This is a genomic window from Haloarcula sp. MBLA0138, from assembly GCF_055632455.1.
The window spans coordinates 908697-923814 of record NZ_CM145746.1; the positions used below are offsets into that span (position 1 = coordinate 908697).

Annotated in this window: 14 protein-coding genes; 7 read left to right on the forward strand and 7 right to left on the reverse strand. The window is 68.4% G+C overall.

What is annotated here, in order from left to right; translation table 11 throughout:
- The first annotated feature begins 58 nt into the window (after nt 1-58).
- From ACV7JO_RS04675 to ACV7JO_RS04685, 3 genes are all read left to right on the forward strand, one after another.
- On the forward strand, nt 59-1438 hold the full coding sequence (locus tag ACV7JO_RS04675; protein WP_470355183.1) for a sulfatase: 1380 nt from the start codon (nt 59-61) through the stop codon (nt 1436-1438).
- Nucleotides 1439-1507: 69 nt separating this feature from the next.
- Nucleotides 1508-2944 (forward strand): lipopolysaccharide biosynthesis protein, encoded by a 1437-nt coding sequence (locus ACV7JO_RS04680; RefSeq protein ID WP_470355752.1) that lies wholly within the window; start codon nt 1508-1510, stop codon nt 2942-2944.
- 39 nt (nt 2945-2983) lie between these two features.
- Nucleotides 2984-4336, forward strand: a complete 1353-nt coding sequence (locus ACV7JO_RS04685) for a sulfatase (protein ID WP_470355184.1) — start codon at nt 2984-2986, stop codon at nt 4334-4336.
- 476 nt (nt 4337-4812) lie between these two features.
- On the opposite strand, the gene ACV7JO_RS04690 is transcribed toward ACV7JO_RS04685, so the two are convergent.
- The 3 genes from ACV7JO_RS04690 to aglG form a co-directional block, all read right to left on the reverse strand.
- The gene (locus ACV7JO_RS04690) at nt 4813-5103 is read right to left on the reverse strand and encodes a DUF8011 family protein (RefSeq protein WP_470355185.1); all 291 of its coding nucleotides are present in this window, start codon (nt 5101-5103) and stop codon (nt 4813-4815) included.
- Between the two features lie 139 nt (nt 5104-5242).
- A complete protein-coding gene (locus tag ACV7JO_RS04695; protein ID WP_470355186.1) occupies nt 5243-6385 on the reverse strand; it encodes a glycosyltransferase family 4 protein in 1143 nt (380 codons plus the stop codon).
- A 4-nt stretch (nt 6386-6389) separates the two neighbouring features.
- Nucleotides 6390-7325, reverse strand: a complete 936-nt coding sequence (gene aglG / locus ACV7JO_RS04700; RefSeq protein WP_470355187.1) for a glucosyl-dolichyl phosphate glucuronosyltransferase — start codon at nt 7323-7325, stop codon at nt 6390-6392.
- Nucleotides 7326-7444: 119 nt separating this feature from the next.
- Between aglG and ACV7JO_RS04705 the strand changes: the two genes are divergently transcribed.
- On the forward strand, nt 7445-10381 hold the full coding sequence (locus ACV7JO_RS04705; protein WP_470355188.1) for an oligosaccharyl transferase, archaeosortase A system-associated: 2937 nt from the start codon (nt 7445-7447) through the stop codon (nt 10379-10381).
- A gap of 131 nt (nt 10382-10512) precedes the next feature.
- Here ACV7JO_RS04705 and ACV7JO_RS04710 read toward each other — a convergent pair whose 3' ends face one another.
- Nucleotides 10513-10692 carry an HEWD family protein gene (locus ACV7JO_RS04710; RefSeq protein WP_470355189.1) on the reverse strand — a complete coding sequence of 60 codons (180 nt, stop codon included), beginning with the start codon at nt 10690-10692 and terminating at the stop codon, nt 10513-10515.
- A 105-nt stretch (nt 10693-10797) separates the two neighbouring features.
- On the opposite strand from ACV7JO_RS04710, the gene ACV7JO_RS04715 reads away from it, so the two are divergent.
- Nucleotides 10798-11352, forward strand: a complete 555-nt coding sequence (locus tag ACV7JO_RS04715; protein ID WP_470355190.1) for a class I SAM-dependent methyltransferase — start codon at nt 10798-10800, stop codon at nt 11350-11352.
- Here ACV7JO_RS04715 and ACV7JO_RS04720 read toward each other — a convergent pair.
- From ACV7JO_RS04720 to ACV7JO_RS04730, 3 genes are read right to left on the reverse strand one after another with little or no spacing between them, the layout of a single operon-like run.
- Nucleotides 11349-11804: a DUF7992 family protein gene (locus ACV7JO_RS04720; protein WP_470355191.1), complete on the reverse strand. Its 456-nt coding sequence runs from the start codon at nt 11802-11804 to the stop codon at nt 11349-11351. The genes ACV7JO_RS04715 and ACV7JO_RS04720 overlap by 4 nt on opposite strands.
- Nucleotides 11805-11829: 25 nt before the next feature.
- Nucleotides 11830-12279, reverse strand: coding sequence for an acyl-CoA thioesterase (locus ACV7JO_RS04725; protein ID WP_470355192.1), 450 nt, complete (start codon nt 12277-12279; stop codon nt 11830-11832).
- 52 nt (nt 12280-12331) lie between these two features.
- Nucleotides 12332-12607 (reverse strand): PadR family transcriptional regulator, encoded by a 276-nt coding sequence (locus tag ACV7JO_RS04730; protein ID WP_470355193.1) that lies wholly within the window; start codon nt 12605-12607, stop codon nt 12332-12334.
- Nucleotides 12608-12886: 279 nt separating this feature from the next.
- Between ACV7JO_RS04730 and ACV7JO_RS04735 the strand changes: the two genes are divergently transcribed.
- Together ACV7JO_RS04735 and ACV7JO_RS04740 are read left to right on the forward strand one after the other, a co-directional pair.
- Nucleotides 12887-14407, forward strand: coding sequence for a TraB/GumN family protein (locus ACV7JO_RS04735; protein WP_470355194.1), 1521 nt, complete (start codon nt 12887-12889; stop codon nt 14405-14407).
- Nucleotides 14404-15036, forward strand: coding sequence for a site-2 protease family protein (locus ACV7JO_RS04740; protein WP_470355195.1), 633 nt, complete (start codon nt 14404-14406; stop codon nt 15034-15036). The genes ACV7JO_RS04735 and ACV7JO_RS04740 overlap by 4 nt, the downstream gene beginning before the upstream one ends.
- The last annotated feature ends 82 nt before the right edge of the window (nt 15037-15118 follow it).

Genomic DNA, 15118 nt, shown 5'->3' on the forward strand with positions numbered 1-15118 from the left:
CGCGGCGGTGTGGCCGAAACGTAAGAGGTAATGGCCGCTGCCGTGTCGGTGCCCCCATATGGGCACGATTCTCGTCACCGTCGACGCGCTCCGGGCGGACCGGCTCGGCCAGTACGGCCACGACCGGGACACGATGCCGGTCCTCGACCGGCTGTTCGACGACGGCGTCCGGTTCGACGAGGCCTACGCCAACGGCCCGTACACGCGCATCTCGGTGCCGTCGCTGCACACCTCGCGGTACCTCGCCTACGACCGGCTGGAGGAGCTGCCGACTATCGCCTCGGTACTGGGCGACGCGGGCGTCGAGAGCGCCTGTATCGGGACCCGGACCGGGTTCGCCAACGCCGCCGGGGAGTTGGTCTTCGACGAGTACGTCGACTTCGGCCGGGACGGCTACCACGAGGGCGACGGCGGCGACGAGGACGACGCCGACGACGAGACCATCGCCGAGCGGTTCGACACGTTCGCCAGACAGCACGTCGGGCCGGCGCTGTTGCGGGTGTCGGGGCCGCTGTACGACCGGGTCCAGCGGACCTACGACGCGCTCCGGACGCGCCTGCCCGGCAAGCGCTTCGAGTACCTCGGCTACACCGCCGCCGAACACGTCACCGACGCCGCAATCGAGTGGTTCGAGGACGGTCCGGACGACGACTTCTTCCTCTGGCTGCACTACATGGAGGGGCACCGGCCCTACGGCGTCCACGACACCGACCCCGAGTACCTCGACGGGCCGCTCGACGAGGCCGAAATCAAGGCACTGATGAAGAAGGCCGGCACGCGCCCCGAGAGCGTCACCGACGACGAACACGAACTGCTCTGTGACCTCTACGACTCGGACCTGCGGTACTGCTCGGAACACATCGCCCGCCTCGTCGACGCCTTGGAGGAACAGGGGCGGTTCGAGGACACGAACGTCGTGTTCACGAGCGACCACGGCGAGGAGTTCCGCGAGCACGGCTACTACTTCCACCGCAACCTCCCCTACGACGAACTCCTGCGGGTCCCGCTGTTCCTGCGGACGCCCGAGACGGAGTCGTCGGTGGTGACCGAACAGCGGGAACTGCTCGACGTGGCCCCGACCATCTGCGACCGCCACGGCGTCGACGTGGACGGCTTGCCGTTTCTGGGCGAACCGCTGCTGTCGGGCGACGAGCGCCGGGTCGTCGCGGTCGGCTCGCAACACCTCCCGACGCAGGTCGTCGCCGGCCGCTGGGACGGCTGGAAGTACATCCACACCGACGCCGAGGACGCGCTGTACGACCTCGCCGCCGACCCCGGCGAGCAGTCCTCCGTCGCCGCCGACCACCCGGACGTACTCGACGAGTTCGAGGCCGAGATTCCCGACGCCGTCTTCGAGAACGACCCCGAGGAGCTCCGGGACCCCGACGGCGACGTGGACCGCGAGCAGTTGGAGGCGCTGGGGTACATGGAAATCTGACGGACCGGCGGCTGGAAAGCTTCTTGTAGCGCGACCCGGACCCACACCCATGAGGAGTGAGCGGTGACGATGCGGTTGGGGAAGACGACGGTGTTGCACTTCGTCTCGCAGGTCGTCATCTCGGGCTCGGGCTTCGCCGTCACGTGGGCCATCGCGTACCTGCTGGGCGAGGCGGCGCTGGGCCGGTACGCCGTCGCGGTCGGACTGGGCATCTTCTGGCTCTCCATCCCCGCCGGCGCGGTGGGGACCAGCGTCCGAAAGCGGATGAGTGAGGGCGAGGACCCCGAGAGCTACTTCAGCGTCGGCCTCCTACTGAACGGGACGCTGGCCGTCGTTCTCGGGGGCGGAATCTTCGCCGCGGGCGAACTCGCGGCCGCCGCCGCACCGGGCTCGGACGTGGAGTTCCTGCGAATCCTGACCCGGTACAACGCCGAGATGGCTGCGCTCGTCGTCGGGAGCGTGACCTTCGAGGCGGTCAAGGAAGGACTGGAGGGGTCGAAACGGGTCGCGTGGGCCGGCGGCCTCGCTGCCGCCGAGCGCGTCGGCCGCTCGCTCGTTCAAGTCGCCGTCGTCCTGCTGAGCTTCGGCGTCTCCGCGCTCATCGTCAGCCACGCCGCGGCGCTGTTCGTCGCGGCGCTGGTCGGCCTCGTCACCGGCGGTGTCGGGCTGGCGCTCCCCTCGCGCCGGCAGATACGCCGCGTCGTCGAGTACGCCCGTTACGCGTGGATGAGTTCGCTCCAGACGCAGGTGTTCGGCTGGGTCGACACCCTCGTCCTCTCGTTTTTCGTCACGGCCGGACTCATCGGCATCTACGAGGCGGCGTGGGGCATCGCGTCGCTGCTCGGGATGGTGAGCCTCTCCATCCGGCGGACGCTGTTCCCCGAGGTGAGCGAACTCGCCGAGGACGGCGACCACGAGTACATCAAGCACGTCCTCGACGAGGGGCTGGTGTTCAGCGGGGTGTTCGTCATCCCCGGGTTCGTCGGGGCGCTCGTCGTCGGCGAGCGGGTCCTCCAGTTCTACCGCCCCTCGTTCGGGGAGGGACAGCTGATTCTGGTCGTCCTCGTACTCGCGTACGCGGCGGACGTGTACGCCTCGCAGTTCCTCAACGTCCTCAACGCCGTCGACCGGCCGCGGGAGGCCTACCGCGTCAACACGGCGTTCATCGTCACCAACGTCGTCCTGAACGTCGTGCTCGTCTGGCAGTTCGGCTGGCTCGGCGCGGCCGTCGGGACGGTGCTGGCGGCGACGCTCCGGGCGGTCCTCGGGTACCGCTCGCTGACCGCCGCCATCGGCCGGCCGAGTATCCCGGTCCGGGAAATCGGTGCCGAGGTCGTCGCCGCCGCCGCGATGGGCGCGGTCGTCCTGCTGGCCCGTCCGGTCGTCCCCTTCCGCCGCGTGGGGACGCTCATGCTAGTCGGCATCGGGGCCGTCGTCTACGGGACCGTCCTGCTGGCGCTCTCCGGCCGGGTCCGGGCGAAGGCGGCCGCGCTCGCCCCGGTCTGAATACCAAACTTTACGGCCGGCAGGAGCACACCGAGTCGCATGGACAACGTCCTCCTCGTCACTATCGACTCCCTGCGGGCCGACCACGTCGGGTACCACGGCTACGAGCGGGACGTGACGCCGAACATCGACCGCATCGCCGGCGAGGGCAGCCGCTTCATGCGGACCCACGCCCCGGCCGGAGCGACGCCGTTCGCGTTCCCGTCGATTCTCACGGGCGTCACGCCGCTGATGTACGGCGGCCACGAGCGCGTCTCCGAGCGCCAGACCATCGTCTCCGAGGCGTTCCAGTCGGCCGGCTACCGCACCGCCGGCTACCACTCGAACCTCTATCTCTCCTCGCAGTTCGGCTACGGCAGAGGGTGGGACGACTTCTTCGACTCCGCCCCCGACCAGTCGACGCTCGCCAAGGCCCGCCGCTGGGCCAAGACCAACCTCGAAGGGACGCCGGTCTACGGCCTCCTCCAGTGGGGCTACGACCTACTGGAGTCCGAGGGCGGCCTGAACGTCGGCTCCTACCACGTCCCCGCCGACGAGATAACCGACCGCGCGATAGAATTTCTGGAGGCCGACGACGACGACTCGCCGACGTTTCTCTGGGTCCACTACATGGACGTGCACCACCCGTTCCTCCCGCCCGCCGAGTACCAGCGCGAACTCCGGGACGACGTCATCAGCGACCGCGAGTCTATCAAGCTCCGGCGGAAGTTCATCGAGGAGCCCGAGAGCGTCACCGACGAGGAGTACCAGCAGTTCATCGACCTCTACGACGCCGAAATCCTGTTCAACGACGCCGAGGTCGGCCGCCTGTTCGACGCCGTCGAGGCCCAGTGGGGCGAGGACTACCTCGCGGCCATCACCGCCGACCACGGCGACCACTTCCTCGAACGGGGCTACTTCAGCGACGCGACGCCCTACGACGTGAAGACCCACGTCCCGCTGACGGTGACGGGGCTGGACGACGACGGCGCGTACGACGACCTCGTCGCCTTGGAGGACCTGCCGGCCACGCTGGTCGACGCCGCCGGCCTCGACGTGCCCGACAACTGGCACGGTCACAGCCTCCGGCGGCTCGTCGCCGGCGAGGAGTGGCCCCGCGAGGAGGTCTTCGGCGGGTGGCGCAACGACGACGGCGAACACCGCGTCGTCCGCGAACCCGACTGGAAGCTCATCGCCTACGGCGACCGGCCCGACGAACTGTACCACCTCGCGGAGGACCCCGAGGAACGGGAGAACGTCATCGACGCCCACCCCGAGCAGGAGCGCCGCCTCCGAAAGAAACTGGACCGCCACTACGAGGTCATCCGGAAGACGGCCGATACCGACGTGGAACGCCCCGACATGGACGAGGACGTGAAAGAGCGGCTCCGGCGACTCGGCTATCAGGAGTAGTCACCGGTTCAGAGAGTCCCCGTCCGGTGCTCCGCGGCCCGTCACCGCCCGTGTGTCTGTACCCGCTGGAACGATGCTCGAATCACTGGTCCGTCTCGGTCTCTTGGCGGTATGCCCAGTACAGGAACAGCCCGACGAACGCCAGTCCGGCGGCTCCGCCGAGGAGGTCCGACACGAACTGTGGGAGCGAGAGGACCGTCGCGATAGTAGCTATATCCGCCGAGACCGCTGACTAGCACACCGAAGACGGCGGCCGCGAATCGGAGTTCAGGGCCCCGAACCAACCCATTGTGCGCCGTTCTCACGCGGGATTGGTACGTATTCTGCCTGTACTGCTCGAGTCCCGACCTGTCCGAGAAGCCGTTCGCTAAGACGCACGTCCGCTCCAAGGAACGGCCTGTTCGGTAGATGTGTACATTCTACCACGCGAGTCGCGGGTATCTCCATGTATACTTGTCAAATCCGACTGCTCTCACTCAGCCGAGGATTAACTCTGGCATCAATACGATGAGAACAATCAAGACGACGAGGATACCGATGCCGAGTATTCGCAACACTCCTGCTGAACGCTGTCGGTCCGGGGGCAGGGATTCGGCGAACCCGGAGAACGCGAACGCGACACCCAGAAAGAGCATGATGTGAGAGCTGTCGAGTACGACGCCGAAATACACCCACCCGAGGATGCAGACGAGCGAGAAGAGCCCGAAGAGGAGGCCCTTTCGCCGTCCATCCGGTTCACGAAACAACGGCCGTCGAAGTCCCGTCATACGTCCGCCCAGAAGTGTGTCCCAATTAAAACGTCGGGCTGCACGAACCGGGTCGGGGGACGGGTCACGTGGGAGAGCGGGTGTCCCGTTCCCTGACTTCCCGGCGCTCGACGGGCGCGGAGAACCGCCTGTAACGGCGTCAGCGCCCGACCGCGTTCAGAATTCCGCGGTAGCGCTCGCAGGCCGCCTCGAAGCTGTACTCCGACGCTATCAGGGCGCGGCCGTTCGCGCTGATGTCGGCGCGGTCGTCGCGGTCCAGCACCGACGCTATCGTCGTCCGGAGCGTCTCGGGGTCGCGCCCCTCCAGCAGGAACCCGGTCTCGCCGTCCCGGACCACGTCGGGGACGCCCGACACCGGCGCGGCCAGCACCGGCGTCCCGCAGGCCAGCGCCTCCAGTATCGTCGTCGGCAGGCCCTCGGTCGGCTGGGAGGGGAGTACGAGCAGGGCGAGGTCGTTCAACTGCGCTGGCACGTCGTCGTGGTCGACCCAACCGGTGAGTTCCACCCGCCCGGCCTCGATTTCGGCGGCGAGTTCGTCCTCCAGCCACCCCCGGAGGTCGCCGTCGCCGACGAAGCGGAAGGTCACGTCCGCGGGCAGGTCCCGCGCGGCTGCGGCGAGTTCGCGGACGCCCTTCTCCTCGTCGAGGCGACCCAGAAACCCCACGACCCGCTCGCGCTCGTCGTAGGGCCGCTCGACGGCGAACTCGTCGGTGCGGACGTAGCGCGCGCCGGTGGGGTACACGTCCGGGGCCTCGGGATGGAGGGCCAACTGCCGGGCCATCGCGGGGGTGTAGGTGACCACGCCGTCGGCCGCGGCGAACCCGGCGCGTTCGAGCGCGCGGACGAGTCCCGCGAGGAACCGCGCCACTTGGTCCGGCAGTTGCTGCTCCCAGTTGAGCCGCAGCGTCAGGGGCACGTCGCCGCGGGGCTCGACCAGCACCGTCTTCCCGAGCAGGCGGGCCGCGAGTATCGGCAGGAGATAGGACGTGGCCCCGTAGAACAGCACCACGTCCTCCTCTCTGTCGGCGAGGACGCGACACATCCGGAGTTGGTTCAGCAGGAAACGGGCGGCCGCGACGGGCACGGAATCGCCCGCGCCTTTCCGGGTGAGTTCGACCAGTTCCCGCCGGTCGCGTATCTCGGAGTCGGCCGGCAGGTCGGCGGTGACGAGGGCGACGCCCGTAATCGCCCCGAGGACGTCGAGCAGGCTCCGGGTGGCGTTCTCGCCGGCGGCCGCCAGCGGGTGCGTGACCACGCAGACGTCCGGGAGAGACTCGCCCATCGGGTCACCCCCACACGGACATCCCGTAGAGGTAGCCGACGCCGACGGCCCCCGTCAGGACGAACAGGAAACACAGTTGCAGAACGGCCGCGAGCGAGGGCGCGGCGACGAGCCCCCGCACCCGGTCCGGGACGTACGAGAACAGGAGGTCCCCGAGGAAGGCCGACTCCTCGCCGGTGGACTCGGGCACGAACACCTCCATCCCGCGCTTGGAGTAGCCCTGCCAGAACGCTCGGTCGACGAGCCACCCCGGGTCGGTGCGGTAGTCGAATATCTTGTGGGCGACGGTGGCCTCCGGGACGTAGTAGACGCCCGAGCCGTACTCGCTACGCAGGCGGGCACACAGTTCCGTCTCGCCGCCTTGGAGGTTCTTCTCGCCCTGCCGGCCGCCGATGTCGTCCTCGAAACCCCCGAGTTCGAGGAACGTCTCGCGGTCGAAGGAGATGTTCGAACCGAAGGTGTTGCGGACGACGCCGGCCTCGTCGGGGTCGCCGTCGGGGCCGAAGCCGCGGTGGGTGACGCCGACGAGCCAGTAGAACTCCGCGGGGAGAAACGCGGGCTTACCCGCGACCCACGCCGGCGTCATCCGGCCGCCGACGGCGAGCGTGTCCTCGGTCTCGTAGGCGTCGACGAGGCGCTCGACCCACCGCTCGTCGGCGACGGCGTCGTCGTCGAGAAACGCCACCACGTCGCCACTGGCGACTTCGGCCCCGTTGTTGCGGCTCTCCAGCAAGCCCACGTTCTCGTCGTTGCAGTGTGTCAGGACGCCCTCGCGGTCGCCGAAGTCGGCCTCGTAGCGCTCGTAGACGGTCTCGTTCCCGTCCGAGACCAAGACCAACTCCACGTCGTCGTACGACTGTGCGAGGACGCTCTCGGCCGCCTCGCGGCAGTCGCCGTAGCGCTCCATCGTGTGCGTACAGAGGACGACCGAGACGCGCATACCCGCTCGTGCGAGACGGGCGCTGTTAGGCGTTTCCATCGCCTACGCCGCCGACGCGCCATTCAGGCTGCGTCCGGAGGTCAAAAGGCTTATGCGCACGATGGCAGTCCTTTCGGCCAATGAGTCAATCGCGGGGCTATTTCGACGACAACCCCGAACTCGAGTCCGCCCTGGACTGGGTCCGCCAGTGGTATCATATCCCGATACTGCTCGCGGCGCTCGGGTTCATGCTGTGGAACCGCGCGCGGAACTGGGAGAACTTCATCGTCGACGGCGAGGTGCTGTTCAGCGGGAACGACCCGTGGTACCACTACCGGTCGACGGTATACGCCGTGCGCAACTGGCCGGCGACGATGCCGTTCGACCCGTGGACGTACTTCCCGAACGGGACCGCCTCCGGCCAGTTCGGGACGCTGTTCGACCAGATAGCCGCCACCGTCGCCCTCGTCGTCGGCTTGGGGTCGCCAAGCGACCAGACGATAGCGATGGTCGCGCTGTTCATGCCCGTCGTCTTCGGGACGCTCGCGGCCGTCCCGACGTACTTCATCGGTCGCCGACTCGGTGACCGCCTCGGTGGCGTGACGGCCGTCGTCGTCCTCGCGCTCTCGGCCGGGATGTTCCTCCAGCGCAGCCTCGTCGGGACCTTCGACCACCACGTCGCCGAGGCGTTCTTCCAAGTCCTCGCGATACTCGGCGTGATGGTCACGCTCTCCGTCGCCGAGCGCGACAAGCCCGTCTACGAGCAGTTCCTCGACCGGGACGTCGACGCCCTCCGGGACACCGTCGTCTGGTCGGTGTTGGCTGGCTTCAGCATCGCGCTGTACCTCTGGACGTGGCCGCCCGGCGTCCTCCTGCTGGGTATCCTCGGCGTCTTCTTCCTCCTGCGGCTCGTCTTCGAGTTCCTGCAGGGCGACAGCCCGGAGCACACGGCAATCGCCGGCGCGCTCACGCTGGGCTCGGTCGCCGTCTTCTCCTTTGCGACCATCCAGACCCTCGAAATCACGGCGACCGACCACTCGCTGCTCCAGCCGCTCCTCTCGCTGGTCGTCGCTGGCGGCTGCGTCTTCATGGCGTGGCTGGCCCGCTACATGGAGTCCGAGTCCGTCGACCGGAACCTCTACCCGGTGACGGTCGGGGGAATCATCGTCGTCGGCAGCGTCCTGCTGGCGGTGCTGACGCCGGACCTGTTCGGCTACTTCGTCGACAACATCCTCCGGGTCGTCGGGTTCACCAGTAGCCCGTCCGCGACGCTGACCTCCGTCGGCGAGGCTCAGCCCCTCAGGGACCCCGGCCGGCTGTTCCGCCAGCACGGCTTCGCGCTGTTCGTTGCCGTCGTCGGCGCGCTGTTGATACTCGCCGAGCAGTTCTTCCGCGACGAGACGGACAGCGAGCGCTTCCTCGTGGTCGTCTGGGGCGTGTTCATCCTCGCCGCGTCGTTCACGCAGGTCCGGTTCGCCGTCTACCTCGTCTTCCCGGTCGCCGTGCTGACCGGTCACGTCGTCGCCCGACTCGTCGACTGGATAGACCTCTCGCCCGACGACGGCGTGCAGGCCTATCAGGTCATGACCGTCGCCGGCCTCCTCTTGGTGGTCGTCGCGCCGCTGGTGTTCGTCACCCCGACGGCGATGCAGTACGGGGACCGCGCCGACCCCGGACAGGGCATCCAAGGCTGGGACGAGAACCTCCAGTGGATGGAGTCCAACACGCCCGAAGTCGGGGGCTACGGCACCGGCGACGGCCGCTCGCTCGACTACTACGGCACGTACCCGGTACAGGACAACTACGACTACCAGACCGGCGAGTACGGCGTGTTGTCGTGGTGGGACTACGGGCACTGGATTACCACCCGCGCCGAGCGCATCCCCAACGCGAACCCGTTCCAGCAGGGTGCCGGCTCGGTCGCCAACTTCCTGCTCGCGCCCAACGAGACCCAAGCCAACGACGTGTTGGCGACCATCGACGAGGACGACGCCGAGACCCGGTACGTCGCCATCGATTGGAAGATGACGCAGGTCCACGCCGGCACGGGCTACGACGGGAAGTTCTTCGCGCCGCCACGGTTCTACGGCGTGTCGAACGTCTCGGCCTCGGACTACTACCGCTCAATCTACCTCTCGCAGGGGGGTCAAGTGGTCAATCAGCGGTTCTACTACCGCACGCAGGACTACTACGACACCACTGTCGTCAGGCTCTACGAGTTCCACGGCAGCGCCGTCGAGCCCCAGCCCATCGTCCTCGACTGGGAGCGCCGACAGGTGCAGGGCGGCACCGTCCGCGCGCCGCCCTCTGACGGCAACCCCATCAAGCAGTTCCGGAACATGAGCGCCGCCCGGCAGTACGTCCAGCAGGACGGCACCTCGCAGGTCGGCGGCTTCGGGACGAACCCGGCCGAGCGCGTCCCCGCGATGGAGCACTACCGCTACGTCGGCTCCAGCGAGACGAGCGCGTACGCGGCCGACGGCCACAACCGGGCGCGGCTCGTCCAGTCCCAAGGCATCAACCTCCGGTTCCGCGTGGCCGGCGCACAGGGCTGTACGGCCAACGAGACGTCGATGCCCATCAGCGGGACGACCTACTGCATGCCCGACGCCGGCGCTGACCTGCTCCACCGCAACAACCCCGCGTGGACGAAGACCTTCGAGCGCGTCCCCGGGGCGACCGTCGAGGGCTCCGGCCCGGCCAACAGCACCGTGACCGCCGCCGTGCAGATGCGCAACACGCGGACCAACGAGACGTTCGTCTACCGTCAGGAGGCACAGACCGACGCCGACGGTGACTTCGAGATGACCGTCCCGTACTCGACGACCGGCTACGACGAGTACGGTACCGAGGCCGGCTACACGAACGTCAGTGTCCGCGCCGACAGCGCCTACCAGTTCAGCGCCACCGGGGCACAGGGCCCGATTCAGGTCCCCTTCAGCGGTACCACGCAGGTGACGGAGGGACAGGTCGTCGGTGAGAACGAGACGGCCGCGACCGTCACGCTCGAACCGACAGTCACTATCAACCAGAACGTCACGAGCGGTTCGACGGGCGGCAACGAGACGGCGGGCTAACGCGGACGACGATTCGAGTCACGCGGACATCGGACGCGCCGACCGCCCCCGTCGCCCGGTCGGCCACGCACGCGGCACTGTCGAGGAGACAACTGGTATCGGCACGCAGTGGTTCGGAAAAGTCGGGCGGCTCACTCGGCCAGCGGATTGAACGCGCCGTTGATGTCCCACTCGTGGAGGCAGTGGGGGTTCCCGGCGCGCTTCTCGCCGTCTTCGGTCACGATGACCCACGTCTGTCGGTCGTCGTCCCACTCGTCGCGCCGCCCGCAGCGTTCGCACTCGCGTTCCCGCGGTGGTACGACCTCTACCATACCGGTAGATGCGGACGCCCCGTAATCAGCGTGCCGGTCGCCGACGCCGTGAGCGACCGCACCTGCAGGCACGGAGTTTTACGGGTCCTCGACGTACAGTCGCCGATGGCGTTTCACACCTTCGACGTCGAGCGGGCCGACGAACTGGACGACCCGGGGCGCTACGAGTTCCTCTCGGTCGACGAACTGCTGGCGCTTCTCGACCCCGACCCGACCGACACGGTGGCGGACCTCGGCAGCGGGACCGGCTTCTACACGGACGACGTGGCCGCAGCGGTCGAGCGGGTGTACGCCGTGGATGTGCAGGCCGAGATGCACGACCTGTACCGCGAGAAGGGGCTGCCCGAGAACGTCGTCCCGCTGACGACGACCGTCGAGGCGATGCCGGTCGGCGAACCGCTGGACGGGGTCGTCTCGACGATGACGTTCCACGAGTTCGCCACCGAGGCGTCGATGGCCGCCGTCGCCGACGCGCTGGCGTCGGGCGGGCGGGTCGCAATCGCCGACTGGACGCGGGCCGGCCGCGGCGAGGACGGGCCGCCGCTGGACGAGCGCTTCGACGCCGCGGCCGCCGTCGAGTTCTGTGAGGTCGCCGGGCTCGACGTGGTCCGGGCCGAGGACCGCCGGGAGACGTTCGTTCTCGCCGCTCGGAAGCCTTAGAAGTCGGGGAGGTCGTCCGCGTCGACTTCATCGGCCTCCCAATCGAGGTAGTCCTCGGCCAGCACGTCACAGACCTCCTGTCCAAGTTCGGTCAGGCCGGCGTTGATGGCCGAGACGGTCCCCCACGAGTCGAGGTCCGGGTGGACGTTCCGCTCGCGCCAGTCCTCGGGGAGCCCCGGCGCGTGGTAGCCGACCCGTCCCGCGAAGGAGTCCCAGAAGAAATCGAACTCCGCGAGGAGGTCGAGGTCGGTGACGACGGCCCACGCGTCCGAGTCGAGGGCGGTCGTCTCGGCCCACCGGTCGAAGGCGTCGGCCCACGCCCCGTCGTCGAGCGCGTCGGCGAGTTCGTCGCGTCGGTACTCGTCGCCCTGCACGTCGGCGTCGTCGTAGTCGGCGGCGGCGACGCCGGCGGCGAGTTCAGGGCGGTCGGGCGTCGGCACGTCGAGTGGCATACCCACGCGTCGGACCGCCGCGCGATTAAGTCTCGCGGTCGGTCGCGTCCGCGAGCGCCGCCGCCCGGAGGTCCCGGCCCCGCTCGGAGTCGACGGTCAGGTCCGGGACCGGTAGCGGGTCACCGTCGGCGTCGACGGCGACGTAGACGGCGTGTGACTCCGTTGTCGCCTCGCGCTCGCCGGTGGTCGGGTCCTCGCTGGCCGCCTGCAGTCGGACCCGGACGCTCGTCTCGCCGGTGTCGTAGACGTAGGCCTGTACCACCGCCGCCCGGCCGACCGACACCGGCCGCTCGAAGTTCACTTGGTTCATCCGGGCGGTGACGCAGTTCTCCCCGGCGAACCGCATCGCCGACATCGCGCCGAGTTCGTCCATCCACTTGAGGACGTGCCCCCCGTGTGCGGTGCCGAGGTTGTTCGCGTGGTTCGGATGAACCAACCACCGGTTCTCCATGTGCGTCTCCATGACGGCGGGCATACCGGCAGGTGGCGGTCCCGTCGGTTGAGTGTGTCGACAGCGGCGCGTGGGCTCAGGCGGTGACGTACTGGGCTTCCCAGTCCTGTCGGGCCGTGAGTTCTCGGTCGCCGCGCTTGGTCAGCGTGTAGAAGTTGGTCCGACGGTCGAGTTCCCCCTTCTCGACGAGCCCCTTCTCGACGAGCGTGTCGAGGTTGGGGTAGAGTCGGCCGTGGTTGACCTCGCCCTCGTAGTAGTCCTCTAGCTCCTCCTTGATGGCGAGCCCGTGCGGTTCGTCGAGTCCGGCGATGACGTACAGTAGATCTCGCTGGAAACCTGTCAGGTCGTACATCTCTCAACAACTACGGTTGCGGTCCGTACATATCATACTTTCTGAGACGTACGTGAGATACTTACCTCGAGGTAATCGGAATACGACCTGCGATTACGCTTCGATGGGTGTGTAAATTAGTCGCTCTCGAACGTCGGTTCGACGCGTTCGGTCCGGATTGTGTAGGCTCGGCAATCATACTCTCCGCCCGACACCACCGGACCTCGTCGGCCGACGCGAGGCGTCGCGCGCCCGTACCGACCCGATAAGGGTAAAGGACGCCGCCGAGTATGGCGATTGATGACCGAACCTCCGGAGACGACGGCGGGCGCGCCTCCGGCCCCCTCCGGCGACGGCCGTGTCGAGGTGGTCGGGACCGCCCACGTCTCCGAACAGAGCGTCGAGACTGTCGAGTCGACGATAGCCGAGTCGAGACCGGACATCGTCGCGGTCGAACTCGACGAGGGCCGGTACAAGCAGTTCCGCGGCGAGACGCCCGACGACTTGGACGCCGGCGACCTGCTCAGGGGCAACACCGTCTTCCAGTTTCTCGCCTACTGGCTGCTCTCGTACGTCCAGACGCGGCTGGGCGAGCGCTTCGACATCGAACCGGGCGCGGACATGCGTGCGGCGGTCGACACCGCCGAGGAACTCGGCCTCGGCGTCGCCCTCGTCGACCGGGACATCCAGACGACCGTCCAGCGGTTCTGGGCGCGCCTGACTGCCAGAGAGAAGCTGACGCTGGTCGCCTCCTTGCTGGCCGAGGTCGGCCCGCCGCTGTCGGTCGGGCTCAGCATCGGTGCCGCGGTCGGCCTTTTCGTTGCCGCCGTCTCGACCGTCTTCGCCGGTCCGGTGCTGGTGCCGTCGGCTGTCGCGGCGACGCTGGGGGGGTTCGCCGCGTCGGTGCTGGACGCGGTCGCCGTCGGCGTCGCCGTCACCGTCGCGGTCGCGCTCGCCGTCGCCGCGTGGCTCGGCCGGACCCGCGACGCGGAGGCGACCGAGGAGTTCGATATGGAGTCGCTGACCGACACCGACGTAGTCAGCGCCATGATGGAGGAGTTCCGGCGTTTCTCGCCCGGCGGGGCCGAGGCGCTCATCGACGAGCGCGACGCCTTCATCGCCCACCGCCTCGTCGCGCTCCGGGAGGCCGGCTACCACGTCGTCGCCGTCGTCGGTGCCGGCCACCGCGAGGGCATCGAGCGCTACCTCGACCACCCCGAGGAACTGCCGCCCATGGAATCGCTGGTCGGCGAGGCCGAGAGCGGTCGGTTCTCGCTGTACAAACTCGTCGGCTACGCCATCTCGCTGGGCTTTCTGGCCTTCTTCGTCCTGCTGGCGATGGCCGGGGTCCGGGACACCTTCCTCCTGAAAATCTTCGGGGCGTGGTTCCTCGTCAACGGCGTCGCGGCCGCCGGCCTCGCACGACTGGCCGGCGCTCACTGGAGCAGTTCGCTGGTCGGCGGCGGCGTCGCGTGGATGACCAGCGTCAATCCGCTGCTCGCCCCGGGGTGGTTCGCCGGCTACGTCGAACTGCGCTATCTCGACGTCAACGTCGGCGACATCGGGAAGCTCAACGAGATACTGGCCGACGAAGAGTCGCCGATACGGGACGTGGTGGCGCGGCTGCGCGCCGTCCCGCTCTTTCGGCTCATCCTCATCGTGGCGCTGACCAACATCGGGAGCATGATCGCCAGTTTCGCCTTTCCCGTGGTCGCGCTCCCGTATCTCGCCTCGCAGGACCGCGACGTGAGCTGGGTCGTCGCCCAGATGGTTCAGGGCGCACAGAACAGCTTCGACCTCGTCTGGGGGCTGGTGGCGTGAAACTCTCGTTCAGCCGGCGGGAGCTACGGGACCTGCTCGTGGCGTGGCTCGCGCTCGGGGTCGCGTTCTCGCTCCTGTTGGAGCCACGGCTCACGTCGCTGCTGTTGGGCCAGCCGGCGGGGCTGACCCTCGCGACCGCGGCCGAGACGCTGGTCGTCAGCCTGCTGACCGTCGGCGTCGGCTTCCTCCTGCACGAACTGGCCCACAAGGTCGTCGCCGTGCGGTTCGGTCAGGTCGCTGCCTTCCGGGCGGACTACCGGATGCTCGGGTTCGCCGTCGTCGGGGCGCTCGTGGGCTTCCTGTTCGCCGCGCCGGGGGCGGTGGTCCACCGCGGGCGCATCACCCCCAAGGAGAACGGCCTCATCGCGCTGGCCGGCCCGGTGACGAACGTCCTGTTGGCCGTCGCCTTCCTCGTCCCGTTCGTGCTGGCGATACTCGCCGGTACCGGCGGTCTCCTCTGGGACCTCGCCAGCCGCGGCCTCCAGATAAACCTCCTGTTGGCCGGCTTCAACATGCTCCCGTTCGGCCCGCTCGACGGCCGGAAGGTGAAAGCGTGGAGCCTGCCGATATACGTCGCCGTCGCCGTCCCGACCATCCTGCTCGGGTTCGCCGCGCTGTTCGTCCTCTGACGGGGAGTCGCCCGGCTTCGCCGCCCGTGTCGGGGGACTCCGGACCGGTCCGCCGACGCCCGTCCGACGGAACGATGCTCTT

Excerpts from the sequence above, each read along its gene's own strand:
- ACV7JO_RS04675 (WP_470355183.1), top strand. The coding sequence starts at position 59 with ATGGGCACGATTCTCGTCACCGTCGACGCGCTCCGGGCGGACCGGCTC.
- ACV7JO_RS04680 (WP_470355752.1), top strand. The coding sequence starts at position 1,508 with ATGCGGTTGGGGAAGACGACGGTGTTGCACTTCGTCTCGCAGGTCGTC.
- ACV7JO_RS04685 (WP_470355184.1), top strand. The coding sequence starts at position 2,984 with ATGGACAACGTCCTCCTCGTCACTATCGACTCCCTGCGGGCCGACCAC.
- ACV7JO_RS04690 (WP_470355185.1), bottom strand. The coding sequence starts at position 5,103 with ATGACGGGACTTCGACGGCCGTTGTTTCGTGAACCGGATGGACGGCGA.
- ACV7JO_RS04695 (WP_470355186.1), bottom strand. The coding sequence starts at position 6,385 with ATGGGCGAGTCTCTCCCGGACGTCTGCGTGGTCACGCACCCGCTGGCG.
- aglG (WP_470355187.1), bottom strand. The coding sequence starts at position 7,325 with ATGCGCGTCTCGGTCGTCCTCTGTACGCACACGATGGAGCGCTACGGC.
- ACV7JO_RS04705 (WP_470355188.1), top strand. The coding sequence starts at position 7,445 with ATGAGTCAATCGCGGGGCTATTTCGACGACAACCCCGAACTCGAGTCC.
- ACV7JO_RS04710 (WP_470355189.1), bottom strand. The coding sequence starts at position 10,692 with ATGGTAGAGGTCGTACCACCGCGGGAACGCGAGTGCGAACGCTGCGGG.
- ACV7JO_RS04715 (WP_470355190.1), top strand. The coding sequence starts at position 10,798 with ATGGCGTTTCACACCTTCGACGTCGAGCGGGCCGACGAACTGGACGAC.
- ACV7JO_RS04720 (WP_470355191.1), bottom strand. The coding sequence starts at position 11,804 with ATGCCACTCGACGTGCCGACGCCCGACCGCCCTGAACTCGCCGCCGGC.
- ACV7JO_RS04725 (WP_470355192.1), bottom strand. The coding sequence starts at position 12,279 with ATGCCCGCCGTCATGGAGACGCACATGGAGAACCGGTGGTTGGTTCAT.
- ACV7JO_RS04730 (WP_470355193.1), bottom strand. The coding sequence starts at position 12,607 with ATGTACGACCTGACAGGTTTCCAGCGAGATCTACTGTACGTCATCGCC.
- ACV7JO_RS04735 (WP_470355194.1), top strand. The coding sequence starts at position 12,887 with ATGACCGAACCTCCGGAGACGACGGCGGGCGCGCCTCCGGCCCCCTCC.